This window comes from Streptomyces sp. NPDC101490 (genome assembly GCF_044767145.1).
Taxonomy (GTDB): domain Bacteria; phylum Actinomycetota; class Actinomycetes; order Streptomycetales; family Streptomycetaceae; genus Streptomyces.
Window position 1 is genome coordinate 47,933 of record NZ_JBIWNI010000017.1, and the last position, 22,880, is coordinate 70,812.

Below are 22,880 nucleotides of genomic sequence, written 5' to 3' on the forward strand. Positions count from 1 at the left end.
CGGGAGTCGGCGGTACGGGGGCAGGCGTTGAGCGTCGAGCGTTGGACGTCGGGCGTCGGGCGTCAGGCGTCGGGCGTCGGGCGTCAGGCGTCGGGCGTCGGGCGTCGGGAGCGAGCCGGGAGAGCGAGCTGGGAAAGGGAGTCGGCGCCGGGGTCCGGGCACGGGGATCCGGCGCGGTGGCCAGGGGCGGAAGCGCACCGGACGCCCTGGTTCTGCTGGTTCCCTTCCGTCTCTCCCGCCTCGCTGATGCCTGCCATCCGAATTCCGATGGAACACCGGGGGCCGCTCGTTCGTCCCTCTGATACCGCGGAAGGACCAGCGACGGAGGTGGCGAGGGATGGCCGGTTTCCGGAGTCTCGCGAGACAGGTGCGCGATCCGGGGTGCGACACCGCGCTGCGCAGGTACTCCCTGCGCAAGTGCCTGGAGCGGTTCGCGCCGTACGGGCACCGGGCCACGTGGGACCATCTGTGCCGCAGGCACGGGTTCGGTCCCGAGGACCGGGAGCTCGACCCTGGGCGGCTGACGGCCGCGCTCGACGAACTGGAGGAGGCGCGGGCCGTGTGGCTCGCGTACGAGGAGGGGTTCGCCGCCCGGCGGCGGCGCGAGAAGCAGGAGGGGCTCCGGCGGCTCGGGGCCCTGGACGACTGGCACCGGCGGGTCTGGGGCGGCAACGGGGTGGTCCGGTGCGGCGACCCGTCCGTGCACCCCTCGGCCCCGCTGCCCGAGGTGCTGCGGCGGCTCGTCACCGCCCTGGAGGGCGAGCCGGGCGAGGACTGTCCGGTGTGCGCGGGGCCCCGCGTCGCCTGGGCCGCCCCCACCGACCCGTACGAGCCGAGGCTGGGCCCGGTGTGCGGGGACTGCGGGGTGGACGTGCCCCGCGCGGTGCTGACCCCGGGGGCGCTGGCACGGGCCAGGAGGCAGGACCACACGCTGGCCTCCGCCGCGTGAACCGGGGCGGTGAACGCACCGCTCCAGATCCGTCCGGACGGGCACGGGGGAACGGGGGACCCGCCCACCGTGCGAGGCCGTCGAGGCGCTCGCCGCGCCCTGCGGCGCGGTCGGTGACGGCCGGAGCGCGGGAAGCACGCCCGCGCGCCCGTACACCCGGCAGAGGCCGCGTCGCTCCCGCACCGCGCGGTCGGTCCCGTGCGCGACCGGGGCGCGGCGGAAGTCGCGGTCACGGTCGCGGCGGAGGGAAGGAACCTGCCTCAGTCGCCCGGGGATTCCGGGGTGGCCGGTGCGGGGTGGCTGACCCCGAAGAGGAGGGAACCCGCGATCCGCCCGCCGAAGACGTCGTCGGGGTTGGACAGGACGCAGGTCTCCAGGGACAGACAGCCGCAGCCGATGCAGTCCGTCAGGTGGTCGCGGAGCCGACCCAACTGCTGTATGCGTTCGTCGAGTTCGGCACGCCAGGCGACGGAGAGCCGGGCCCAGTCCTCGTTGGTGGGGGTGCGCTCCTCGGGGAGCCGGGCGAGCGCGTCACGGATCGTGGCGAGCGGGATGCCGACCCGCTGCGCGGCCCGCACGAAGGCGACCCTGCGGAGAGTGTCTCGGCCGTAGCGGCGCTGGTTGCCCGAGGTGCGGCGGCTGCTGATGAGCCCCTTCGCCTCGTAGAAGTGGAGGGCGGAGACGGCCGCCCCGCTACGGGCGGAGAGCTGGCCGACCGTGAGCTCGTGGATCTTCTCTGGAATCTGCGGCACCCGGTGCACCCTACTGGTCCGTTGACACCGCATCCCCTGCCCCACATGCTGAGCAAGCGCTTGGACAGCGCGACCGGGAGCCGCCGCCGGGGAGCCGGGAGGGCGGGACGCGAGGTACGAGAGGGAGCAGGGACATGGCCGAGCCGAGGATCTTCACCTCCGCCGAGGAGCTGCGCGCGGGGGTCGGCGAGCAACTGGGGCACAGCGACTGGCTGGAGATCGACCAGAAGCGCATCGACCTCTTCGCCGAGGCCACCGGCGACCACCAGTGGATCCACGTGGACCCGGAGCGGGCCGCGGCCGGGCCGTTCGGCGCGACCATCGCGCACGGCTATCTGACGCTCTCGCTGCTGCCCGCCCTCGTCCCGCAGGTGATGTCCGTGGAGGGCATGCGGATGGGCATCAACTACGGCACCGAGAAGGTGCGGTTCCCCTCCCCGGTGCCGGTCGGCTCACGGCTGCGCGCCACCGCCGTCCTGACGGAGGTCACGGAGGCGGGCGGCGGCGTCCAGGTGACGGCGCGGGTGACCGTGGAGCGCGAGGGCGCGCAGAAGCCGGTCTGTGTCGCCGAGTCGGTCTCGCGCTACTACTTCTGACCGCCGACCATCCGCAGCACGAGGTCGGCGTAGAGCGCGCCGACCTCGTCGGGCGTCCGGCGCCCCTGGGTGGTGAACCAGCGGGAGACGTCGATGCACAGCGACAGCACGGCGACCGTGGTGCCCGGCACGTCCGGCACGTCGAACTCGCCCGCCGCGACGCCCTCGGCGATGATCCCGCGCACCGCCGCGTCGGACTCCCGGCGCAGTTCCACGATCTCGGCGCGGTGCTCGGGACCGAGGGCGTCCAGCTCGTACTGGACGACCCGCGCGGTGGCGTGCCGCTCGGCGTGCCAGCGGACGAAGGAGCGGACGGCGCCGGCGAGCCGCTCGGCGGCGGTGCCCTCCCCGTCGGCGGCGGCCCGGAGGATCTCCAGGGCCTTGTCGTGCCCGATCCGGCTGATCCGGTGGAGCAGCTCTTCCTTCGTCTTGTAGTGGATGTAGAGCGCGGCGGGGCTCATCCCGGCGCGGCCCGCGATGTCCCGGGTGGTGGTGGCGTGGTAGCCGCGCTCGGCGAAGGCCTCGACGGCGGCCACGAGCAGCCGACGGGCCGCCTCGGGCGTGACCTCGCCCCAGGACACGTCCTCGCCCCCGGGAGTCTCCTCCGCCGTGCTCATCCCACTGCTCCTTCTCGGACCCTGTCAGGACGAACACCATACAACGAACCTGAGCAAGCGCTTAGAGGCGGTCCGTGAAGTGGGCACCTCAAAGGCGGTCTTCCCAGGGCGGGCTCCCCCGGGCGGGCTCCGCGTGCAAGGCCGCGTGCGGAGCCGCGGGTCAGAGCTTCTGGAAGGGGTCGTGCTCCGCCAGGAGCTTCTCCAGGCGCGCCTGGTCCACCCGGCTGACGATCTGCCCCGCCTCCTGGCGGTCCCGTACGACCTTGGCGAGCGTGAACGCCGAGGTCGTGAGGTAGAGGACCGAGACGGCGAGGAAGGCCCGCACCCAGGCGCTCGCGTCGAGCTGGTAGACGCCGATCGCCACCGCCGCGATGGCGATCCCGAAGGAGATGACGGCCTGCGCGTAGTAGGCGGCGGTGTTCTGCTGCTTGACCGGTGTGTCGCTCATGCCGCCCAGCATCGGACGGATGTGGCGGGTGCCACATCCGTCCGGCTACTCAGGTGGGCGCCCCCGGTACTCAGAAGGCCGAGACGCCCGTCAGGGCCCGTCCGATGATGAGCTTCTGGATCTGGCTGGTGCCCTCGTACAGGGTCATCACCCGGGCGTCGCGCAGCAGTTTCCCGACCGGGTACTCGTCGATGTAGCCGTAGCCGCCGAACACCTGGAGGGCGTTGTTCGCGGCGCGGACGGCCGCCTCGGAGGCGTACAGCTTCGCCTGGGAGGCGGCGGTGGCGAAGTCCTGGCCCCGGTCGATCAGATCGGCGACCCGCCAGGTCAGCAGCCGGGCCGCCGCCACGTCGACGGAGATGTCGCTGATCAGCTCCTGCACCAGCTGGTACGAGGCGATGGGCTTGCCGAACTGCTCGCGCTCCCCCGCGTACCGCACGGCGGCGTCGAGGGCCGCCTGCGCGATGCCGACACAGCCCGCCGCGACCGACATGCGCCCCTTGGTGAGGGCGGACATGGCGACGGAGAAGCCCTTCCCCTCGGGGCCGAGCAGGGCGGAGGCGGGGACCCGGACGCCCTCCAGGACCAGCTCGGCGGTGGCCTGGCCGCGCAGCCCGAGCTTGCCGTGGACCGGACGGCGGGTGAGTCCGGGGGCGTCCGCGGGGACCAGGAAGGCGGAGACGCCCTTGTGGCCGGGGGCAGCCCCGGTCCGCGCGAAGAGCAGGACGACATCGGCCCAGGTGCCGTTGGTGATGAACATCTTGGTGCCGTCGATGACGTAGTCGCCGCCGTCGCGGACCGCGCGGGTGGTGAGGTTCCCCGCGTCCGAGCCGGTGCCGGGTTCGGTGAGACCGAAGCAGCCGAGCGCCTCGCCGGAGGCGAGCCGGGGCAGCCAGGCGCGCTTCTGCTCCTCGTCGCCCCAGGCGGCGATCGTCTTGGCGACCAGCCCGAGGGAGACGGAGACGATCCCGCGCACGGAGGAGTCGCCGCGCCCCAGCTCCTCGGTCACCAGGCAGTAGGCGAGGTGGTCGCCGCCGGAACCGCCGTACTCCTCGGGGACGGTGAGCCCGAGGAAGCCGACCGCGCCGAGCTTCCGCACGATCGCCCGGTCGACCTCCTCCGCGCGGTCCCAGGCGACGGCGTGCGGGGCGATCTCGCGGGCGACGAACTCCTCGGCGAGCCGCCGCACGGCCTCCTGTTCCCCACTGAGTGCCAGATCCACCGCGCCCACCCCGCCCACCATTAATTACCACTGCTAGTTTTTGATGTCCGGGCCTACTATGTGCGCCATGGCCCGACCGCGCAAGCCCCTGCTCAGCCGAGACCGCATCATCGAGACGGCGGGCGCGCTGGTGGACGCGGAGGGTCTCGCCGCGCTCTCCACCCGGCGGCTCGCGGCCGGGCTCGGGGTGAGCGGGCCCTCGCTCTACAACCACTTCCGCACCAAGGACGAGATCCTCGACGCGGTCGCCGACGCGGTCAGCGCCAAGGTCGACCTGTCGATGTTCGACGAGGACGACGGCCGCGACTGGCTGACGGCGCTGCGCGACTGGGCGGTGTCCTACCGCGCCGCCCTGGCCGACCATCCCCACATCGTGCCGGTGCTCGCCCGGGGCCCCGGCCGCCGCCCGGCGGGCCTGCGGGTGGCCGACGCGGTCTTCGGCGCGATGGTCCGGGCGGGCTGGCCCCCGGCCCAGGCCACCTCGATCGGCGCGCTCATGCGGTACTTCGTCACCGGCTCCGCGCTCGGCTCCTTCGCGGGCGGGTTCGTCGACGACGAGACGGCGTACGACCCGGCGGCCTACCCCCACCTGGGCCGGGCCCACCTCCTCGCGGAACACCGCCAGAAGGTGGACCAGGGCGCCTTCGACACGGGCCTGCGGGCCCTGCTCGACGGTCTCAGGCTCCAGTACGAGGCCAGGTTCGAGGCCGGGGAGCCGCGCACGGGACGGGACGGCGAGGGCCCGGCCCCGGACGGTCCGGGGCGGGGCGGTCCGGGGCAGGGCGGTTCCTCTGCGGACGGTTCGGGCCCGGACGGTCCAGGTTCGGTCGATTCCGGCCCGGTCGATTCCGGCCCGGGTGGTCCCCGTCCGGACGTTTCGGCGGCGGCCGAAGGGTGAGTGCGGCAGCCTGGGACCATGGCTGCCAGTGACCTCGCCGCGCTCGCGGCGCTCTTCGCGGACGAGACCCGCGCCGCGTTCCTCCTCGCGCTCCTCGACGGCCGGGCCTGGACGGCCGGCGAACTCGCCCGGCACGCGGGCGTGGCCCCCTCCACCACCAGCGAACACCTCGGCAGACTGGTCGGCGGCGGGGTGCTCACCGAGGAGCGGCAGGGCCGCCACCGGTACGTCCGCCTCGCCGACCCCGGGGTCGCGCACCTCGTCGAGGACCTCGCCGCCCGCTCCGAACCGGCCGTTCCCCCACCGCCCCGTTCGCTGCGGGCGGCGAACGCCGGACGGGCCATGGCCAGGGGCCGGACCTGCTACGACCACCTCGCCGGGCGCCTCGGCATCACGATCACGGAGGCGATGACCGGTCGCGGACTCCTCCGCCAGGACACCGGGTTCGCCCTCACCGACCGTGGTCTGGCCTGGTACGACGGGCTCGGCGTCCCGCTGGAGGACCGGGGGCGCAGACCCCTCGCGCGCGGCTGCCTCGACTGGACCGAGCGGCGGCCGCACCTGGCCGGGCTCGCGGGCGCCGCACTGTGCGCGCACGCGCTCGACGCCGGGTGGTGCGTACGGATCGGGTCCGAGCGGGCCGTACGGGTGACCGAGGAGGGCGAGCGCGCGCTCCGGGCGTCCCTGGGCATCGCCCCGGAATCCCTGCGCTGACCCGGGCCGGGGCATCCTTCCCGGAGCCCGGCGGACACCGCCCCGGCCGTGTCCCCACGACAGTGCGGCGGGCGCCGAAACGTCCGCCGCATAGCGTCGGGGGCATGCAGAAGCCAACCTCGCGTCCGGCGGTCGCCGCCGCCTGCGTCACGGTCGTCCTGTGGGCGTCCGCCTTCGTCTCCATCCGCAGCGCGGGCACCGCCTACTCCCCCGGCGCGCTGGCGCTCGGGCGGCTGCTCACCGGCGCCCTGGTCCTCGGGGCCTTCCTCCTGATCCGCCGGGAGGGTCTCCCGCCCCGGGCCGCGTGGCCGGGGATCGTGATCTCGGGGCTGCTCTGGTTCGGCGTGTACATGGTGGCGCTCAACTGGGGTGAGCAGGAGGTCGACGCGGGCACGGCGGCGATGGTGGTCAACATCGGCCCGATCCTGATCGCCCTGCTCGGCGCCCGCTTCCTGCGGGAGTCGCTGCCGCCCCGGCTGCTCGCGGGCATGGCGGTGTCCTTCGCGGGCGCGGTGACCGTCGGCCTGTCCACATCCGGTTCCGCCGGACACGCCTCACCGCTCGGGGTGCTGCTGTGCCTGCTCGCCGCGGTGGCGTACGCGGGCGGGGTCGTGGCGCAGAAGCCCGCCCTCGCGCACGGCAGCGCGCTCCAGGTGACCGCGTTCGGGTGCCTGGTGGGCGCGGTGGCCTGTCTGCCGTTCGCCGGGCAGCTGGTCCGGGAGGCGGCGACGGCCCCGTGGACGGCCACCCTGAACATGGTCTATCTGGGGGTCTTCCCGACCGCTCTCGCGTTCACCACCTGGGCCTACGCCCTGGCCCGTACGACCGCCGGGCGGATGGGCGCGACGACGTACGCCGTACCCGCTCTGGTCGTGCTGATGGCGTGGGGCTTCCTGGGGGAGCTGCCGGGGCCGCTGACGCTCGTCGGGGGCGCGTTGTGCCTGGCGGGCGTGGCCGTTTCCCGGTCACGCCCGAAGGCCTCTCCGGACACCGGAACGGCCGGATCCACCTGACAGGCCATACGCCTGGTTCCGGACACTTCACGGCCGGGCGGTGGCGAGGAAGCATCCCTCACCAGGAGGGCGGGCGCGCGTCAAGCCCCGGTTTCGGCCCGACTGCCGGGAGGCCACGTTTCGCGGCCTCCCGGCCGGATAGTTTCGAGACGGTCACAGGCGCGGGCCGGAACATGACGCTCCGGCACCTTCTCGCAAGCCGACGGGGGAGCTCATGGCGATTCAGCAGCGGGCCGAGCGGACGAGACGGGAGATCCTGTCGGCGGCCGCCCGGGTCTTCGACGGACTGGGGTACGAACGGGCCTCGCTGGCCCGGATCGCGGGCGAGGCGCGGGTCACCACGGGAGCCCTGGTCTTCCACTTCGCGACGAAGGCGGACCTGGCGACGGAGGTACGGGGGCGGGCCCGCGCGGTCACCCGCGTCACGGTCGAGTCGGCGTGCCTGTCGACGGAGGGCGTGGGCGGCACCGCGATCGACAAACTGGTGATCGCGACGCACGCGCTGATCCGGCTCTTCGAGACGGACCCGACCGCGCGGGCGGGCGAACGGCTGACGCGCGAACTGCAGTCGACCGGCCCGGGGGAGTCCAGGGAGTGCCCCTGGCGGCGCGAGGTGGCGCGGCTCGCACGGTTCGCGGCGGCGGAGAAGGCACTGCGGCCCGGGGTGGACGCGACGGCGGTCGCGGCGCTCATCGGGTACGTGATCACCGGGGTGGAGCTGGAGATGCGCTCGCCGGACGTGCGGGTCGAGGAGACCTGGCCCGCGGAGGAGTCCCGGGAACCCCGGTGTGCCACCGAGAGCGGTGCGCTGCCGGGCCCCGCCGAGCAACGGCTCGCCCGCATCTGGGAGTTGATCCTCCCGGGCCTGGTGCAGCAGCCGACCGTCCGGCGCCACGGCGTCTGATCCCGCCCCCACCGGGCCGGGGCCCGTCCGCCGGACGCCCCGGCCCGGTGGCGCGCCACCGGCCTGCCCCGCGCGACCCGGCCCCGGTCCCGTACGACCCGGCCCGCTCCGGCCCCGGTCCCGGCCCGTCGTCCTGGATCAGCCCCCGGAGCGCAGCAGTTCCCTGGCGAAGCCCGCGAGCGCCTGGCCGATGCGGTCGGTCGACAGGCCGAGTTGATGCCGCTGGAACTGGAACAGCTCGGGCGCCAGCGGACCGAGCGCGATGTCGATCAGCGGGTCCGGGTCCCGGACGCCGTGGTCGACGAGGAGCGTCCGGACATGGACGCGCCAGAAGCCGTACGCGCCCGTCCGGAAGCGCGCCGCGCCGGTCTCCGCCCCGAGGGCCAGCGGCAGGTGCCGTTCGAGGAGGTCCAGCATCGCGAGGTAGAACGCGGCGAGCCGCTCCCCCGCCGGTGCGCCGGGGCCGAGCGGCGGCGGACCGTAGATGAGCTGGCCCTGGAGCCTGCGCTCGTGCTCGTCGAGCAGCGCCACCGCGACCGAGGACGGGTCGGGGAAGCTCCGGTAGAGGGTGGCGCGGCCCACCCCCGCGGCCTTGGCGATCCGGTCCATGGTGACCGTCCGCGGGTCCTGTTCCGCGAAGAGCCGTTCCGCCGCCGTCAGGATCTGGGCGCGGTTGCGTTCCGCGTCCGCGCGCCTGCGCGGGGCGACGGGCTGTTCGTCCGCCGCCTGGAGGTCGCCGAGGAGCCCGCCGACCCGGTGCACGGATACGGCTCCACTCCGGCGCTGCTCGTCGTCGCTCATACACCCGACCTTACTTCCCTCGAAGCTAAGTGGACACCTTGTCCGTTTGCCATATTCCATGGCATGCTAAACGGACTCAGTGTCCACTTAACCGTTCGTCACCCCGCCATCTCGCCACCCCAGTCACCCCGTCACCCCGTCCCAGGGAGATCACGATGCACACCGCGCTCCTCGCCGCGGCCCTGCTGGTCGGCTGCCTCCTGGCCGTCCAGGCCTCGGTGAACCTCCAGCTCAACTCGGCCGTCGGCACTCCGTACGGCGCCTCGACCATCCAGCTCGGCGTCGCGACCGGTCTGCTGACCGTGCTCGCCGTCGTCGCCGGAGCCCTCGGCGCGCTCGGCAGACTTCCCGATGTCGAGCCCTGGCAGCTGCTCGGCGGACTGGCCAGTCCGCTCTACATCACCAGCGGCATCCTGCTCTTCCCGCGGCTCGGCGCCCTCGCCGCCGTCGGGCTCTTCGTCACCGGCCAGATGTTCGCCTCGCTCGCGCTCGACCTCTTCGGCCTCCTCGGCCTGGCGCGGAAGGACCTGAGCCCGGGCATCGTCATCGGCGCCCTCGCCGTCCTCGCCGGCATCGTCGTGATCATCCGAGGCATGAAGGCCGCGGCTCCCCCCGGCGCCCCCAGGATGTCCAGCGCCGGACGCGTCGGCTGGCTCGCGCTCGGTGTGCTCGCCGGTGCCGTGCTGCCCGTGCAGGGCGCGGTCAACGCCCAGCTGCGCGCGCAGATCAAGGAGCCCATCACCGTCGCCGTGATCAGCTTCGCCGTGGCGACCTTCACCATCGCCGTCGTCCTGCTGGTGCTCTACGCGACCCGCAGGACCCCCAAGCCCAAGATCGCCCCGCTGAAGAAGATGCCCTGGTGGGGCTGGCTCGGTGGCGCCTGCGCCGCCGTGTACGTCACCGGCACCTTCCTGCTCATCCCGTCCATCGGCGCGGCCGTCACCATCGCGCTCACCGTGACGGGCCAGCAGCTGACCTCGGCCCTGATCGACCACAAGGGCCTCTTCAAGCTCCCGCAGCGCTCGCTCACCAAGCCGCGCGCCCTGGGCCTCGCCCTGCTGATCGCCGGTTCGCTCACCATCCAGCTCGTCTGACCCGGCCCGTCCGATCCGGCATCCCGCATCCGGCATCCGGACCAGCTCGTCCGGCCCGGCCCGCCCGGTGCGGCGTCCGGTCCGGACCGCCCGATCAGGCTCATCCGACCCAGCCCGTCCAATCCGGCTGCTCCGATCCGGCCGCTCCGATCCGGCTGCTCCGATCCGGCTGCTCCGATCCGGGCCGATCGCCCCCAGGACCCACCCCGGGGCGATCGGCCCGGAGCCCGCCCGGGGGCCGCCGCCCGCCCGGTGCGCCGGGAGGCCCGCCCGGTGCGTCACGCAACTCGCCGCGTCATGAAAGCCCGTCATGAAAGGTGTGTCATGAAAGCGTCCTACACCGCCGGGCAGGACATCCATGTCCTCCCCTCGGCCCTGCCCATCCCGGGCCTAGGCGACCAGCCGGTGAACGGCTTCCTCCTCCGGTCGGGCCAGCCGCTCCTGGTGGACACCGGGATGCCGGTGGACCGCGAGGGTTTCGTGGACTCCCTCTGGTCGCTCATCGACCCGGCCGACCTGCGCTGGGTCGTCGTCACCCACGACGACCGCGACCACACCGGCGCCCTGGCCCGCGTCCTGGCGGAGGCTCCGCACGCGAAGGTGCTCGCCAACGCGATATCACTGACTCGAATATCCGAAGAGTTCAGCATTCCGCAGGACCGGGTAGTAACTGCGAACCCGGGCAGTCGCGTGAAGCTCGGGGACCGCGAACTGAGTTTTCACCGTCCGCCCACTTTCGACTCCCCCGGGACCCTCGCCGTGTTCGACCATTCCGATGGAACGCTCTACAGCTCCGACAGTTTCGGCACCGTGGTCGAGGAAATCGCCCACGAATTCACCGACCTCGCCGAGGAGGAATTCTTTCACGGCTTCGAGGTCCTCAACCGGGCGATAGCCCCCTGGACCGCGCTCGTCGACGAGGCGAAGTTCCTCCGCCCGGTGCGCGAACTGGCCGGGCTGCGGCCCGCGAAGCTGCTGAGCGCCCACGGACCGACCGTCCGCGGGGACGCCGTGCCGCGGCTCTTCGAGGCCATGGCCCGCATCCCCTCCCTGCCCGCCTGGCTGCCCGACGCCGACCTCGACCTGGAGGCGGCACTGGACGCCGTGGAGTCCCCGGCGGGCTGAGCCCCGCCCCGCCCGCGTACGAACCGAGGAGAACCATGTCCGACCCGACCACCGCCGACCTGACCCCGCCGCGCGGAGTCGTCACCGTCTTCTCCGACATCTGGTGTTCCTTCGCGCACATCGCGATCCACCGGCTGCACGCCGCACGGACCCGTCTCGGCCTGGAGGAGCAGGTCTCCTTCGACCTGCGCGCCTTCCCGCTGGAACTGCTGAACGACGCCCCGAGCCCGCGCCCCGGCACGGACAGCGAGGTCGCCCGGATGGCCAGCCTGGAGCCGGCCGCGGGCTGGCAGCTGTGGCAGGCCAAGGACTGGCTCTACCCCTCGACGACCCTGCCCGCCCTGGAGGCGGTGCTCGCCGCCAAGGAACAGAGCCTGAACGCCTCCGAACAGCTCGACCTCGGACTGCGCAGGGCCTTCTGGGCCGAGTCCCGCTGCATCAGCCACCGCAAGGTGATCCTGGACGTGGCCGCCGCCACCGGCGCGGTGGACGTGGGCGCCCTCACCGAGGCACTGGACGACGGACGGGCCCGCCGGGCCCTCGCCGACCAGGCGGCGCTGTCCGCGAGCGACCGGGTGAACTGCAGCCCGCACCTGTTCCTGCCCGACGGCTCCGACCACGCCAACCCGGGCATCGACGTCGGCTGGGAGGGCGCGTACGGCATCGGCTGGCCGGTGATCGCCTCGGACGACCCGAAGGTGTACGAGGACATCCTCCTCAAGGCCGCCACCGAATAACCGAAAAGACCGCGAAAAGCGGCCGTAAAACGAGAACGACGTCCAGGCATTCCTGTTCGAGGAATGCCTGGACGTCGTTCCTTTTTTTCTCCGTCAGAACATCGCGGTGATTATTAATTGCGTGACCCGGCCGTTATTCGCAAGGCCGCTCGAAGCTCCTAAAGTCATTCATGCCGCCGGAATTCCGGACGGACATTCGCACCGACAGCGGGAGTTCCTCATGTCCTTGACCGACAAGGCGGACGTCAGCACGTTCGTCGACCTGACCCAGCACGAGATCGAGGCCCTGAAGACCCGGTTCAACCTGGCCGACGCGCACACCCACCAGCGCCAGTCCGTCTCGCAGGAGCGGATCGTCTCGCGGCTGCCCGAGCTGTGGCACGAGTCCGAGTCCAAGCAGCAGGCGCACTTCGAGCGCCAGTTCGTCGACGCCTTCTTCCGGCTGCACCAGCAGCCCACCGCCCGCGCGATGGACCGCACGCTGCTCTCCTACTCCGCCAGCGTGTCGACGATGGTCGCCGGCATGTTCCTCAAGCAGCGCGGGATGTCCGTGCAGCTGGTCGAGCCCTGCTTCGACAACCTGGTCGACCTGCTGCGCAACATGCAGGTGCCGATCTCCCCGCTCGCCGAGTCGGCGCTGCACGAGAAGGACGCCATCTACGAGCGGCTCGTCGAGCAGATCGACGCGGACGCCCTCTACCTGGTGGACCCCAACAACCCGACCGGCTTCACCCTGCTCGCCGAGAAGCTGGAGGGCTTCCGCGAGGTCGTCCGCTACTGCGTGGACCACGACAAGGTCCTCGTCATGGACTTCTGCTTCGCCTCCTTCGCGCTCTGTGACGAGAACATCGGCCGGGTGGACATCTACCGGCTCCTTGAGGAGTCGGGCGTCACCTACATGGTCATGGAGGACACCGGCAAGACGTGGCCGATCCAGGACGCCAAGTGCGCCATGATCACCGCCAGCCGGAACATCCAGGAGGAGGTCTACAACCTCCACACCAGCGTGCTGCTCAACGTCTCGCCGTTCGTGCTCAACATGGTCACCCAGTACGTCGAGGACTCCATCACCGACGGCTTCGCCTCCGTCCGCGGCATCATCAGGACCAACGGCGACGCCGCCCGCGCCGCGCTCGACGGCACGATCCTGGAGTTCCAGGAGCCGGTGGTCGGCACCAGCGTCGCCTGGTTCCGCATCACGGCCGAGCACGTGACGGCCTCCCAGCTCCAGGCCGTCCTCTTCGACGAGGAGGTGTACGTCCTGCCGGGCACCTTCTTCTACTGGAACACCAAGGAGAAGGGCGAGCGCTTCGTCCGGCTGGCCCTGGCCCGCGAGCCCGAGGTGTTCGCCGGTGCCATGGAGCGGATGCGGAAGGTCCTCGAGCGCTATGCGGCCTGACGCGAACGCCCCCGTCTTCGTCGACGCCACCCTCTTCATGGGGATGCACAGCGAGGACGAGGCCGTACGGACCGGCTGCAAGGCCTTCTTCGCCGGCCGGCTGGCCGCCGGGGAGGCGGGCCGGGTCCTGATGAACTGGGAGCAGGTCGGCCGCTGCGACGACCTCGTCTGGGGCTACGGGCGACGGACGCAGGACGAGTACTACCCGTTCATGGACGTCCTCCACACCGATCTGGCCGTCAACCGGGTCCCGTACGACGAGGACGACGTCCGCCGGGCGTTCACCTCGCCCGGACTCGGCGGGCTGCCCGCGCACGAACGGCTGCTGCTGGCCCAGGTCGTCGGCCGCGGCGGCGTCCTGCACACGGCCAGCCCCCGGCTGGCGGAGGCGGCGGGCGGGTTGCCCGTCGTCCCGGTCGCCCCCCGCGCGTCGGCCGCCGCGCCCGCTCCGCTCGTGGAGCCCACGTTCCCCGCGTACCTGGAGGACCTCTACCAGCGGTCGCTGGTCCTCACGGTCGTGTCCGCGAACCTCTGACAGACCTGCGAAGGACACCCCACTCATGGCTGGCACCTACTCCGGGACCGTCGTCCCGCTGATCACCCCCCTCGACGAGCACGGCACCGTCGACGAGCAGAGCCTCGTCCGCCTCCTGGACCACATCAGGGGCGAGGTCACCGGCTTCATGCCCGCCCTGACCTCCGGCGAGGGCTGGAAGCTCGACGCCCGGCAGTGGCAGGACGTCGTGACGTACACCGTCCGGCACGCGGGCGGACTGCCCGTACTGGCCGGCATCCAGCTCCCCGACACCGACTCGGTGATCGAACGGGCCCGTACGGCCGCCGCGATCGGCGTGGACGCGGTCGTCGTCACCACCCCGTTCGGCACCGAGGTCACCCAGGACCGGATCGTCGAGCACTACCGGGCGCTCCGCGCGGCCGTCGACGTCCCGGTCTTCCTCTACAACGAGGAGGCCCTCTCGGGCAACCGCATCGAGTTCGACACCCTGCTGAGGATCTGCGAGACGCCCGGGATCGTCGGCATCAAGGAGTCCAGCGGCGACGCCGCCTTCACCCGCAAGACGGCCGAGGCGGGCACCGGCATCCCGGTCTTCGAGGGCTGGGAGAACCTGCTCGTCGACGCCCGGGGCATCGACGGCTTCATCGGCCCGCTGGCCAATCTGGAACCCGGTCTGTGCAACGCGATGCTGGTCGACCCCACCCCCGACCGGCAGGCGGAGATCAACTCCGTCTGCGAGAAGTACGGCGTCTTCAAGGACGACTGGTACCGCTGGGTCAAGCGGGAGCTGCACCGGCGCGGTGTGATCAGCTCCCCCACCGTCCACGAGGAGGCGAAGGCGGCATGAGCACCACCCCCGCCACCCCTTCGCCCCCCGGCCCCGTCGCCGTCCCCGTCCCTGTCGCCGCGCACTCGATCACGGCTCCCCCGGCGACGGCCCAGCGCGAACTGCACGCCCTCTACCGGCGCGTCCCCCACCTCGGCGACTACGGATCGATGACCGCGATCGAGGAGCGGTGGATCCTGCCGAAGGCACGGGCGTACGAGGCCTCCGCGCCGCGCTTCGGCTCGGCGGGCGAACTGCTCCAGGCCCTCAAGGAGTTCCTCGCCGAGGAGGAGGCCGCGCTCCCCGAGAGCGCGACCTTCCTCGCCGAGCGGGCGACGCTCGACCAGTTCAAGCTCGTGGTGCGGCAGTTCGCCCTCGACGGGCTCACCGAGTCCGAGTCGCTGCTGCCGGTCGTCCCCCGGCTGCCGTACCGCTCGGCCATGGCGGTCTTCCGGGTCCTCATCGACGAACTCGGCTGCGGCAACGAGGAGAAGGCGCACTCCCAGCTCTACCGCGACCTGCTCACCGAGCTGGATCTGAGCCTGCGGCTCGACGACTACCTCGACGAGACGACCCCCGAGTGCTTCGCCTACGTCAACATGTTCCACTGGCTGGCCAGCCGGGCGCCCTCGCCCCAGTACTTCCTGGGCGCGTACGCCTACTTCGAGACCAGCGTCCTGTACGCCTTCCAGAGCTACGCCCGCGCGGCGCGGCGGCTGGGGATCGTCCACGACGCCTACTACACCGAGCACCTCTACATCGACTCGTACCACAGCGGTCACATGCGTACGGCGATCCGCTCGCTGGAGGAGCCGGACCTGGCGAAGATCTGGGCGGGCGTGCGGCTGGCGTCCGACATCGTCGGCGCCGCCAACGAGGCGGCCGTCGCGCGGGCCAGGGGGACGGCCGCGTGACGGCCGTGCCCGCCGGGCGGCGGCGGGGCACCGAACCCGCCGTGCGCCAGGTGACCGAGGAACTGATCCTGGTCGAGGTCGCCGGACGCAAGGTCCTCGCGTCCGCCGTCTGCCCGCACCGCGGGGGCAGGCTCAAGTACTCCCGGGTCGACGGGGAAAAACTCCGTATCACCTGTCCCCTGCACCACACGACCTTCGATCTGACCAGCGGGGAGCGCACCTCCGGCGCGCTGTGCGCCTCCCTCCGCGTGGTCGACGTCCTGCCCAGCCGGGACGACACCGGCCCGACCCCGTCCGGAGGCGCCCCATGACGAGCACACCGACCGGGGCGGCGCCCACCGCGGCGCCGCCCCGCGCGGCGGCGGACCACGACGGCATCGCCCCGGTGCCCGAGGCCGAACGGACCTCGTCACCCGGTGACTTCGGCTGGATCTGGCCCTCCGCGCAGTTCTCCTTCGGCACCGTCGTCCTCGGCGCGCTCCCGGTCGTCTTCGGTCTCGGCTGGTGGGCCTCGGCGAGCGCGATCGCCACGGGCGTCGCCGTCGGCACGGTACTGCTGGCGCCGCTCGCCCGGTTCGGCGTCCGCACCGGCACCAACGATCCCGTGTCGAGCGGCGCGCACTTCGGGGTGCGGGGCAGGATCGTCGGCAACACGATCACGGTGGTGACGGCGCTCGGCTTCTTCGCCATCGCGGTGTGGACCGGCGGCACGGCGGTGATGGTCGCAGGGCACCGACTGCTCTCCACGCCGACCGGGCCAGGCGCGCTGACGGCCGCGATGTCCGTGACGGCGGCGGCGGTCGCGCTGGTCGCGGTCCGGGGCCACGAGACCCTGGTGCGCACCTACAAGGTCACGGCGGTCACCGGCGGCGCGGTGCTCCTGGGGACCGTGCTCGTCCTCGCGCCCGACTTCGACGCCGGGTACGCCGGGGGGACGCTCGCCCTCGACAGTCCGCTGCACACCTGGCTGCTCGCGGTGACCGCGTCCGCGACCGTGCCCCTCTCCTACACCACCTTCCAGGGCGACTACACGCGGTTCATGCCCGCGTCGACGCCCCCGGGCCGGGTGGTGCGGGCGAGCGGTGTCCCGATGTTCCTCAGCAGTCTGACCGCGCTGCTCACCGGCGCGTACGTGACGACGCTCTTCCCGGTCCCGGACGGGCCGTGGCTCCAGGGGCTGACCGACGCGGTGCCCGGCTGGTTCGCAGTAGCGGTCGTGGTCTTCGGCTTCGCGGGCACCCTCCCGCAGGCCGGTCTGTGCCTGTACGCGGCCGGGCTCTCCGCCAACTCGGTGTTCTGGCGCTCCTCCCGGGCGGCCGTGACCACGGTGGTCGCGCTGCTCGCGGCGGGCGTGCTGTACCTCGGGGCGGTGGTGTACGACGCCATGGACGCGATGTCGGCGTTCGTGACGCTGCTGCTCACGGTCGTCGCCCCGTGGGCGGCGGTCCTCTCGGTGGGGTACGCGCGCCACCGGGGCCGGTACGACGCGGCGGCGCTGCGCACCTTCACCAGCGGCGGGGGCGGCCGGTACTGGTACACGGGCGGGGTCAACCCGCGTGCCGCCACGGCCTTCACGGCCGGTTCCGTCGTCGGTGTCCTGTGGGTCAACAACCCTCTGTACATCGGTCCGTTGACCGAGTTGACCGGCGGGGTGGACCTGAGCCTGCCGGCCTCGTTCCTGGTCGCCGCCGCGCTGTACGGGGCGCTCTGCCGGATCCGGCCGGAGCCGCTGCTGCCGCCGTCGCCCGCCGGGCCCCGGGCCCGTTCCCGTCCGTCCGTCCCTGATCCGAGGTGATCCGTGTCCCTGTTCCCGCTCACGGTCCGGTCGGTCGTCCGGGAGGCCGAGGACGTCCTCGGCCTGCTGCTCGCCGATCCCACGGGCGCCGCACTGGCACCGTGGGAGCCCGGCGCGCACCTGGAGGTGACGCTGCCGTCCGGCGCGGTACGGCACTACTCGCTCTGCGGCGACCCGGGGGACCGGAGCGCGTACCGGCTCGGGGTGCTGCGCGAACCGGCGGGCCGGGGCGGCTCCGAGGAGATCCACACCCAGGTGCGGGAGGGCACGGTCCTGGGGGTCCGGGGGCCGGTCAACCGGTTCCCCCTGGTGCCCGCCGAGCGGTATCTGTTCCTCGCGGGCGGCATCGGCATCACTCCGCTGCTGCCGATGGTCCGCGCCCTGCCGCCGGGCACCTGGAGCCTGGTGTACGGGGGCCGGAGCCTGGCCTCGATGGCGTACCGCGAGGAACTCGCCGGGCTCCCGGGCGTCACCCTCGTCCCGCAGGACACGGCGGGGCGGCCCGATCTCGACGGGGTCCTCGGCGGGCTCGCGCCGGACACGGTCGTCTACTGCTGCGGCCCCGAGGGGCTGCTGCGGGCGGTGGCGGAACGGTGGCGGGGGCCGCTGCGCACGGAACGGTTCGGCGCGGTGGTCCCGGCGGGCACGGAGAGCCCGGCGTCGCCTGCGTGCGGGCAGGGCCCGGCGGGGCCGGAAGGCTTCGAGGTGGAGCTGCGCCGGAGCGGGCTGACCCTGTGGGTGGAGCCCGGCCGGACACTCCTCGACGTGGTGCGCGGGGCGGTGCCCGGGGTGGCGTACTCCTGCGAGGAGGGCTGGTGCGGCACCTGTGAGACGAAGGTGCTCGCCGGGGCGCCCGAGCACCACGACACGGTCCTCGGCGCGGACGAGAGGGCGTCGGGGACGACGATGATGATCTGCGTGGGCCGTGCGCACGGCCCCCGCCTCGTCCTGGACATGTGAGACGCGGGGAGCCCGTACCGGCGCGGTCGCCGGTACGGGCTCCCCGCACGCGTCCGCACGCCGGGGCCGCCCGCGTTCCCGGGGCGGTACGGGTTCCTCCCCGGGCCGGGTCCGTCGGGCGGGAGGACCATCGGCTCACCGTCGGGCGGGGAAGACCACCAGGGCCCGGCCTCCCTTGCCCGCGAGCATGTCGGCGAAGGCTCCGGGGATTCCTTCCAGGGTGATGCGTTCGGTCACGAGGGCGCCGAGGTCGAGCCGTCCCGCCCTGATGTGCCCGGCGAGCACGGGCAGGTCCTCGGCGGGGTTCGCGTTGCCGTAGACGCAGCCGGAGAGGGTGCGGCCCCAGTGGAAGATCTCCAGGGCGTTGAAGGTGACCTGCTGGTCCTTGCCGCCGATGCCGACGACCGTGGTCCGGCCGCCGCGCCGGGTGGACTCCCAGGCGGTGCGGATGGTGACGGCGCGGCCGACGCACTCGACCGCCACGTCGGCACCGTGGCCGCCGGTCAGCGCCCGGATCTCCCGGGCGGTGGTGCCGGAGGCCACGACGTACTCGGTCGCGCCCGCCGCCCGGGCCAGCGCCTCCTTCTCCGGGGAGACGTCCACGGCGACGATCGTCCCGGCGCCCGCGATCCGGGCCGCCTGGAGAGCGGCGAGGCCCACCCCGCCGACGCCGAACACCGCGACGGTCTCGCCCGCCCGGACCCGCGCGGAGTGGTGGACCGCGCCCCAGCCGGTGAGCACGGCGCAGCCGAGCAGCGCGGCCTCGACGAGCGGCACCCCTTCGGGCAGCGGCAGGACACAGCCCGCCGGTACGACGGTCTCCTCCGCGAAGGCGGCGACGTTGAGGCCGGGGTGCAGCGCGGTGCCCTCGGCCGTGTGGGCGTGGACGTTCCCCGTTCCGGTCAGGGCCTCGGCGCAGAGCCAGACCTCGCCGAGCGAGCAGGCATGACAACGGCCGCAGGAAGGCGCCCAGTTGAGGACGACCTCGTCGCCGGGAGCGATATGCGTGACGCCCTCGCCGACGGAGACGACCGTGCCGGAGCCCTCGTGGCCGAGGACGGCCGGGACCGGGACGCGCATGGTGCCGTCGGACAGGGAGAGGTCGGAGTGGCAGACCCCGGCGGCGGCGAGGCGGACCCGGACCTGTCCGGGTCCGGGCTCAGGAAGCTCGATGCCGGTGATCTCCAGGGGAGAACCGACGGCGGGCAGGACTGCGGCGCGGATCACGCTCGTTGCTCCTTCTGCGCTCGGGACCGTGGGGATCAGAACTGCAGGGACTTGGTCTGGAGGTACTCGGCGAGGCCGTGCGCGCCGAGCTCCCGGCCGACGCCGGACTGCTTGTAGCCGCCGAAGGGGGCGAGCGGGTTGAACCGGCCCCCGTTGATGTCGACCTGGCCGGTCTCCATCCGGCGGGCGAAGGCGACGGCCTCGTCGGGCTCGCCCCAGACGGCTCCGGCGAGACCGTAGACGGTGCCGTTGGCGATGCGGAGCGCCTCCTCCTCGTCCTCGTAGCGGAGGAGCGAGAGGACCGGCCCGAAGATCTCCTCCTGGGCGACGGTCATCTCGGGGGTGACGTCGGCGAGGACGGTCGGGGAGACGTAGTAGCCGGTCTCGCGGGGGGCCTCGGGGCCGCCCGCGACCAGCCGGGCGCCCTCTTGGAGGCCCTTCTCGATGTGGCTGCGGACGCGCTCCCGCTGCTTGGCGCTGACCAGCGGGCCGACGCGCTCGCCGGGGACGTACGCGGCGACGGCCTCGGCGGCGAGCGCCACGGCCTCCTCGTAGCGGTCGGCGGGGATCAGCATCCGGGTCCAGGCGCTGCACGTCTGGCCGGAGTTGGACATCACGTTGGCGACGCCGACGGCGACGGCCCTGGCGAGGTCGGCTCCCGGCAGGATCACGTTGGCGGACTTGCCGCCGAGTTCGAGGGCGACGCGCTTGACGGCGCCGCCCGCGAGGGCGCCGATGCGGCGGCCGACGGCGGTGGAGCCGGTGAAGGAGACGAGGTCCACGTCGGGGTGCTCGGCGAGCGCCTGTCCCGCGACCGGGCCGACCCCGGTGACCAGGTTGAAGACTCCGGCGGGCAGGCCCGCCTCATGGACCGCCTCGGCGAAGAGCTGGGCGGTGAGCGGAGTGTCCTCGGCGGGCTTGAGAACGGTCGTGCAGCCCGCGGCGAGGGCCGGGGCGACCTTGGCGACGATCTGGTGGAGCGGGTAGTTCCAGGGGGTGATGGCCCCGACGACGCCGATCGGCTCGGCGTACACGGTGGAGTTGCCGATCCGCTCCTCGAAGGGGTGGGTGGCGGCGAGTTCCGCGTAGGAGCCGGCCACCGCGATCGGCAGTCCGGTGTGGACGGCGGCGGCGAGCCGCGGCGGGGCGCCGAGTTCGGCGGTGACGGTGGCCGCGATCTCGTCCGCGCGGGCGACGAGGGCGTCCCGCAGGGCGGCGATGCGGGCGGCGCGCTCGGCGGGCGGGGTCGCGGCCCAGCCGGGCAGCGCGGCGCGGGCGGCCCGTACGGCGGCGTCCACGTCCTCGGCGGTGCCGGCGGGGACGTGGCCGATGACCTGTTCGTCCGCCGGGTTGATCACGGCGATGGTGCCGGAGCCCAGGGCGGGACGCCACTCCCCGCCGATGTACATCGCGTCGTGCGCCTTCATCCGCCGTCTCCTCACACTGCCGACAGGTCCGCCGTCGCCCCAAACTAGCGTCGTTAGTTTTCGGGCGCCAGAGCCTTCCGGAGTGCCCCCTGTCTCATGCGGCCCGGTGGTTCACGGCCGCGCCCGGCGGGCACGCACCGGACGGCACGGCCCGCCGGGCGCGGCGGGAAGGGGCCGACGGAACGGCTGGAATCCGTCGGAACCGGGTGCGGTGGTGCGGGTCGGCCTCCTGAGGGGTCGGTTCTTCTGCGGTCCGGCTCTTCCGGGCCCGGCTCTCGCGGTTCAGATCTTCCGGTTCGACGCTCCGGATCCGGCCTCGGGTCCGGCGTCCCGGGTTCAGATCTCCAGGTCTCTGGGCTCGGATCCTCGGGTCTCTGGGCTCAGACCCTCGGGCTCAGATCTTCCGCTTCAGACCCTCGGGTTCAGGTCTTCCGCTTCAGATCTTCTGGGCGATGTCGGTGAGATGGGCGAAGACGACGATGTTCGCCTCGTAGCCCGTTCTGCGGTCGAAGGATCCGCCGCAGGTCAGCAGGCGCAGTTCGGGGCGCCCGGTGGAGCCGTAGACCTCCTTGTCGGGGAATTCGGCCTTGGTGTACGTCTGGACGCGATCGACCGTGAAGACGGCGACCCGGCCGTCGGCGCGGGCGATCCGGACCGTGTTGCCGGGGCTGAGCGAGTTCAGGTTGAGGAAGACGGCGGGTCCCGTACGGGTGTCCCGGTGGCCGACGACGACGGCGGTCCCACTCTCCCCCGGTGTCGCTCCCTTCGCGTACCAGCCGACCGCCCGGGGGTTGTCGACCGGCGGGGTCGCGAGCCGCCCCTGGCCGTCGAGACCGAGTTCGACCACCGGCGCCTCGATGGTGATGGCCGGGACGGCGACGGCGGTGGGACGCGAACGCGCCAGCGGGGCGGGCGGGGGTCCCGGACGGGGCGGGGGTGCGGTCTTCGCCCGTTGCGCGGGCACACCGTCCGGGCCCTTCGCGCCGCCCGTGCCGTCGGTGCCGTGCGGTGGGGCCCCGGGGTGCTCCCTGGCCTTGGCCTTGTGGTCGAGCGCGGTCGCCGCACCGGCCGCCACGGCGTTCAGGCCGGGGGCCGCCGGTCCGACGGAGAGCTGCGGCCCGGCCGGTTCCTCGTCTCCGGCCCACCAGGCGCCTCCGCCCACCAGGACCACCGTCACCGTCACGGTCCTCGCGAGCCGGAAGAGGCGCCGCCGTCGGCGCGAGAGGCGGGCGGGCCTACGCGACGCCATCGTCGCGGCGGCGGGAGCGGCGGATCAGGACCAGTCCGGTCGTACCGGCGAGAGCGGCGGCCACGGCCGTCCCGATGCCGAAGAGGGAGGGGCCGTCGTCGGCGGCGAGTTCCGCGCTGCCGCCGCCTCCCGCGCCGACCGGGCCCTGCGGGGGTTTGCCGGGGCCGTTCCCGCCGGTCGTCGGGGGGCCGCTGGTGGCACAGTCGACCTTGAAGACCTTCTGCTTGGCCGCCCCGGTCTCGCCCAGGAAGGTCCAGACGAGCTTGTACTGCCCGTCGGGCAGCGACAGCGGGGCGGTGTGTCCGGTCCCGGTGCCCAGGTTGATGAGACCGCTGAGCTGCGGGACGGCGACCCTGGCCGACTGGGCGGTGATCGACCAGCTGACCTGCTGGAGCGCGTCGAAGTCGAAGGCCGCGAGGTAGAACCTGCAGACCTTCGGCTCGTCCTTCGAGTCACCGAAAGGCGTGCCGACCGTGTGGATCTTCACGTCGCCGTTGTCGCCGGGGGCGGCGGACGCGGTCTGCGCCCCGGTCAGCGCGAGGCCGCCGACGGCGAGCACGGCGGCGGTCACGGCAGCGGTCCCGGCGAGGGGCCGGACGGTACGAGGGGACATGCGGGGGTCCTCCGGAAGGGCAAAGTCAGATGGATGATCCGATAATCGGACTATCTGTCATGACATGACCACGGAGGGTCGCA

At 73.0% G+C, this 22,880-nt stretch carries 24 protein-coding genes and 1 pseudogene; 16 read left to right on the forward strand and 9 right to left on the reverse strand.

Annotated elements, in window-relative coordinates:
- Nucleotides 1-337 precede the first annotated feature (337 nt).
- Nucleotides 338-949, forward strand: a complete 612-nt coding sequence (locus tag ACIRQY_RS25810; protein WP_351788776.1) for a hypothetical protein — start codon at nucleotides 338-340, stop codon at nucleotides 947-949.
- 260 nt (nucleotides 950-1,209) lie between these two features.
- On the opposite strand, the gene soxR is transcribed toward ACIRQY_RS25810, so the two are convergent.
- Nucleotides 1,210-1,701, reverse strand: coding sequence for a redox-sensitive transcriptional activator SoxR (soxR, locus tag ACIRQY_RS25815; protein ID WP_351788779.1), 492 nt, complete (start codon nucleotides 1,699-1,701; stop codon nucleotides 1,210-1,212).
- Nucleotides 1,702-1,835: 134 nt separating this feature from the next.
- Here soxR and ACIRQY_RS25820 point away from each other — a divergent pair, with 134 nt between their 5' ends.
- Nucleotides 1,836-2,297, forward strand: a complete 462-nt coding sequence (locus ACIRQY_RS25820; protein ID WP_351788782.1) for a MaoC family dehydratase — start codon at nucleotides 1,836-1,838, stop codon at nucleotides 2,295-2,297.
- Here the strand turns inward: ACIRQY_RS25820 and ACIRQY_RS25825 are convergent.
- From ACIRQY_RS25825 to ACIRQY_RS25835, 3 genes are all read right to left on the reverse strand, one after another.
- Nucleotides 2,288-2,914, reverse strand: a complete 627-nt coding sequence (locus ACIRQY_RS25825; RefSeq protein WP_403929774.1) for a TetR/AcrR family transcriptional regulator — start codon at nucleotides 2,912-2,914, stop codon at nucleotides 2,288-2,290. The two genes, ACIRQY_RS25820 and ACIRQY_RS25825, sit on opposite strands and share 10 nt — an antisense overlap.
- Before the next feature lie 160 nt (nucleotides 2,915-3,074).
- Nucleotides 3,075-3,362, reverse strand: coding sequence for a YiaA/YiaB family inner membrane protein (locus tag ACIRQY_RS25830; RefSeq protein ID WP_351788788.1), 288 nt, complete (start codon nucleotides 3,360-3,362; stop codon nucleotides 3,075-3,077).
- Nucleotides 3,363-3,432: 70 nt separating this feature from the next.
- On the reverse strand, nucleotides 3,433-4,584 hold the full coding sequence (locus ACIRQY_RS25835) for an acyl-CoA dehydrogenase family protein (RefSeq protein WP_403929778.1): 1,152 nt from the start codon (nucleotides 4,582-4,584) through the stop codon (nucleotides 3,433-3,435).
- Between the two features lie 58 nt (nucleotides 4,585-4,642).
- Between ACIRQY_RS25835 and ACIRQY_RS25840 the strand changes: the two are divergent.
- The 4 genes and pseudogenes from ACIRQY_RS25840 to ACIRQY_RS25855 form a co-directional block, all read left to right on the forward strand.
- A pseudogene (locus ACIRQY_RS25840) lies at nucleotides 4,643-5,314 on the forward strand (TetR/AcrR family transcriptional regulator); the annotation flags it as partial.
- 186 nt (nucleotides 5,315-5,500) lie between these two features.
- The gene (locus ACIRQY_RS25845) at nucleotides 5,501-6,196 is read left to right on the forward strand and encodes an ArsR/SmtB family transcription factor (protein ID WP_403929781.1); all 696 of its coding nucleotides are present in this window, start codon (nucleotides 5,501-5,503) and stop codon (nucleotides 6,194-6,196) included.
- Nucleotides 6,197-6,300: 104 nt separating this feature from the next.
- Nucleotides 6,301-7,209: a DMT family transporter gene (locus tag ACIRQY_RS25850; protein ID WP_351788795.1), complete on the forward strand. Its 909-nt coding sequence runs from the start codon at nucleotides 6,301-6,303 to the stop codon at nucleotides 7,207-7,209.
- Between the two features lie 214 nt (nucleotides 7,210-7,423).
- The gene (locus ACIRQY_RS25855) at nucleotides 7,424-8,113 is read left to right on the forward strand and encodes a TetR family transcriptional regulator (protein ID WP_403929784.1); all 690 of its coding nucleotides are present in this window, start codon (nucleotides 7,424-7,426) and stop codon (nucleotides 8,111-8,113) included.
- Nucleotides 8,114-8,251: 138 nt separating this feature from the next.
- Here the strand turns inward: ACIRQY_RS25855 and ACIRQY_RS25860 are convergent, their stop codons facing one another.
- On the reverse strand, nucleotides 8,252-8,914 hold the full coding sequence (locus tag ACIRQY_RS25860; RefSeq protein ID WP_351788801.1) for a helix-turn-helix domain-containing protein: 663 nt from the start codon (nucleotides 8,912-8,914) through the stop codon (nucleotides 8,252-8,254).
- A gap of 155 nt (nucleotides 8,915-9,069) precedes the next feature.
- Between ACIRQY_RS25860 and ACIRQY_RS25865 the strand changes: the two genes are divergently transcribed.
- From ACIRQY_RS25865 to ACIRQY_RS25910, 10 genes are all read left to right on the forward strand, one after another.
- Complete coding sequence (locus ACIRQY_RS25865; protein ID WP_403929787.1) at nucleotides 9,070-10,008, forward strand: DMT family transporter; 939 nt, start codon at nucleotides 9,070-9,072, stop codon at nucleotides 10,006-10,008.
- A 324-nt stretch (nucleotides 10,009-10,332) separates the two neighbouring features.
- Entirely contained in the window at nucleotides 10,333-11,133 is an 801-nt protein-coding gene (locus ACIRQY_RS25870; protein ID WP_403929790.1) for an MBL fold metallo-hydrolase, read from the forward strand.
- Between the two features lie 35 nt (nucleotides 11,134-11,168).
- On the forward strand, nucleotides 11,169-11,870 hold the full coding sequence (locus ACIRQY_RS25875) for a DsbA family protein (RefSeq protein ID WP_351788808.1): 702 nt from the start codon (nucleotides 11,169-11,171) through the stop codon (nucleotides 11,868-11,870).
- A 220-nt stretch (nucleotides 11,871-12,090) separates the two neighbouring features.
- The gene (locus tag ACIRQY_RS25880; RefSeq protein WP_351788811.1) at nucleotides 12,091-13,269 is read left to right on the forward strand and encodes an aminotransferase class I/II-fold pyridoxal phosphate-dependent enzyme; all 1,179 of its coding nucleotides are present in this window, start codon (nucleotides 12,091-12,093) and stop codon (nucleotides 13,267-13,269) included.
- The gene (locus tag ACIRQY_RS25885) at nucleotides 13,259-13,804 is read left to right on the forward strand and encodes a DUF6190 family protein (protein ID WP_403929793.1); all 546 of its coding nucleotides are present in this window, start codon (nucleotides 13,259-13,261) and stop codon (nucleotides 13,802-13,804) included. The genes ACIRQY_RS25880 and ACIRQY_RS25885 overlap by 11 nt, the downstream gene beginning before the upstream one ends.
- Nucleotides 13,805-13,829: 25 nt before the next feature.
- Complete coding sequence (locus tag ACIRQY_RS25890; protein WP_351788816.1) at nucleotides 13,830-14,633, forward strand: dihydrodipicolinate synthase family protein; 804 nt, start codon at nucleotides 13,830-13,832, stop codon at nucleotides 14,631-14,633.
- The gene (locus tag ACIRQY_RS25895) at nucleotides 14,630-15,526 is read left to right on the forward strand and encodes an iron-containing redox enzyme family protein (protein WP_403929796.1); all 897 of its coding nucleotides are present in this window, start codon (nucleotides 14,630-14,632) and stop codon (nucleotides 15,524-15,526) included. The genes ACIRQY_RS25890 and ACIRQY_RS25895 overlap by 4 nt, the downstream gene beginning before the upstream one ends.
- Nucleotides 15,523-15,837: a Rieske (2Fe-2S) protein gene (locus tag ACIRQY_RS25900; protein WP_403929799.1), complete on the forward strand. Its 315-nt coding sequence runs from the start codon at nucleotides 15,523-15,525 to the stop codon at nucleotides 15,835-15,837. The genes ACIRQY_RS25895 and ACIRQY_RS25900 overlap by 4 nt, the downstream gene beginning before the upstream one ends.
- Nucleotides 15,834-17,321: a purine-cytosine permease family protein gene (locus ACIRQY_RS25905; RefSeq protein WP_403929802.1), complete on the forward strand. Its 1,488-nt coding sequence runs from the start codon at nucleotides 15,834-15,836 to the stop codon at nucleotides 17,319-17,321. Before ACIRQY_RS25900 ends, ACIRQY_RS25905 begins: the two co-directional genes overlap by 4 nt.
- A gap of 3 nt (nucleotides 17,322-17,324) precedes the next feature.
- The gene (locus ACIRQY_RS25910; protein WP_403929805.1) at nucleotides 17,325-18,281 is read left to right on the forward strand and encodes a PDR/VanB family oxidoreductase; all 957 of its coding nucleotides are present in this window, start codon (nucleotides 17,325-17,327) and stop codon (nucleotides 18,279-18,281) included.
- A 135-nt stretch (nucleotides 18,282-18,416) separates the two neighbouring features.
- Here the strand turns inward: ACIRQY_RS25910 and ACIRQY_RS25915 are convergent, their stop codons facing one another.
- From ACIRQY_RS25915 to ACIRQY_RS25930, 4 genes are all read right to left on the reverse strand, one after another.
- Nucleotides 18,417-19,508 carry a Zn-dependent alcohol dehydrogenase gene (locus ACIRQY_RS25915; protein ID WP_403929808.1) on the reverse strand — a complete coding sequence of 364 codons (1,092 nt, stop codon included), beginning with the start codon at nucleotides 19,506-19,508 and terminating at the stop codon, nucleotides 18,417-18,419.
- A 35-nt stretch (nucleotides 19,509-19,543) separates the two neighbouring features.
- A complete protein-coding gene (locus tag ACIRQY_RS25920) occupies nucleotides 19,544-20,935 on the reverse strand; it encodes an aldehyde dehydrogenase family protein (protein ID WP_403929811.1) in 1,392 nt (463 codons plus the stop codon).
- A gap of 436 nt (nucleotides 20,936-21,371) precedes the next feature.
- Complete coding sequence (locus ACIRQY_RS25925; protein ID WP_403929813.1) at nucleotides 21,372-22,184, reverse strand: class F sortase; 813 nt, start codon at nucleotides 22,182-22,184, stop codon at nucleotides 21,372-21,374.
- Nucleotides 22,171-22,797, reverse strand: a complete 627-nt coding sequence (locus tag ACIRQY_RS25930; protein WP_403929816.1) for a hypothetical protein — start codon at nucleotides 22,795-22,797, stop codon at nucleotides 22,171-22,173. Before ACIRQY_RS25930 ends, ACIRQY_RS25925 begins: the two co-directional genes overlap by 14 nt.
- Nucleotides 22,798-22,880 lie beyond the last annotated feature (83 nt).

Excerpts from the sequence above, each read along its gene's own strand:
- ACIRQY_RS25810 (WP_351788776.1), top strand. The coding sequence starts at position 338 with ATGGCCGGTTTCCGGAGTCTCGCGAGACAGGTGCGCGATCCGGGGTGC.
- ACIRQY_RS25820 (WP_351788782.1), top strand. The coding sequence starts at position 1,836 with ATGGCCGAGCCGAGGATCTTCACCTCCGCCGAGGAGCTGCGCGCGGGG.
- ACIRQY_RS25825 (WP_403929774.1), bottom strand. The coding sequence starts at position 2,914 with ATGAGCACGGCGGAGGAGACTCCCGGGGGCGAGGACGTGTCCTGGGGC.
- ACIRQY_RS25830 (WP_351788788.1), bottom strand. The coding sequence starts at position 3,362 with ATGAGCGACACACCGGTCAAGCAGCAGAACACCGCCGCCTACTACGCG.
- ACIRQY_RS25845 (WP_403929781.1), top strand. The coding sequence starts at position 5,501 with ATGGCTGCCAGTGACCTCGCCGCGCTCGCGGCGCTCTTCGCGGACGAG.
- ACIRQY_RS25850 (WP_351788795.1), top strand. The coding sequence starts at position 6,301 with ATGCAGAAGCCAACCTCGCGTCCGGCGGTCGCCGCCGCCTGCGTCACG.
- ACIRQY_RS25855 (WP_403929784.1), top strand. The coding sequence starts at position 7,424 with ATGGCGATTCAGCAGCGGGCCGAGCGGACGAGACGGGAGATCCTGTCG.
- ACIRQY_RS25860 (WP_351788801.1), bottom strand. The coding sequence starts at position 8,914 with ATGAGCGACGACGAGCAGCGCCGGAGTGGAGCCGTATCCGTGCACCGG.
- ACIRQY_RS25865 (WP_403929787.1), top strand. The coding sequence starts at position 9,070 with ATGCACACCGCGCTCCTCGCCGCGGCCCTGCTGGTCGGCTGCCTCCTG.
- ACIRQY_RS25870 (WP_403929790.1), top strand. The coding sequence starts at position 10,333 with ATGAAAGCGTCCTACACCGCCGGGCAGGACATCCATGTCCTCCCCTCG.
- ACIRQY_RS25875 (WP_351788808.1), top strand. The coding sequence starts at position 11,169 with ATGTCCGACCCGACCACCGCCGACCTGACCCCGCCGCGCGGAGTCGTC.
- ACIRQY_RS25880 (WP_351788811.1), top strand. The coding sequence starts at position 12,091 with ATGTCCTTGACCGACAAGGCGGACGTCAGCACGTTCGTCGACCTGACC.
- ACIRQY_RS25885 (WP_403929793.1), top strand. The coding sequence starts at position 13,259 with ATGCGGCCTGACGCGAACGCCCCCGTCTTCGTCGACGCCACCCTCTTC.
- ACIRQY_RS25890 (WP_351788816.1), top strand. The coding sequence starts at position 13,830 with ATGGCTGGCACCTACTCCGGGACCGTCGTCCCGCTGATCACCCCCCTC.
- ACIRQY_RS25895 (WP_403929796.1), top strand. The coding sequence starts at position 14,630 with ATGAGCACCACCCCCGCCACCCCTTCGCCCCCCGGCCCCGTCGCCGTC.
- ACIRQY_RS25905 (WP_403929802.1), top strand. The coding sequence starts at position 15,834 with ATGACGAGCACACCGACCGGGGCGGCGCCCACCGCGGCGCCGCCCCGC.
- ACIRQY_RS25920 (WP_403929811.1), bottom strand. The coding sequence starts at position 20,935 with ATGAAGGCGCACGACGCGATGTACATCGGCGGGGAGTGGCGTCCCGCC.
- ACIRQY_RS25925 (WP_403929813.1), bottom strand. The coding sequence starts at position 22,184 with ATGGCGTCGCGTAGGCCCGCCCGCCTCTCGCGCCGACGGCGGCGCCTC.
- ACIRQY_RS25930 (WP_403929816.1), bottom strand. The coding sequence starts at position 22,797 with ATGTCCCCTCGTACCGTCCGGCCCCTCGCCGGGACCGCTGCCGTGACC.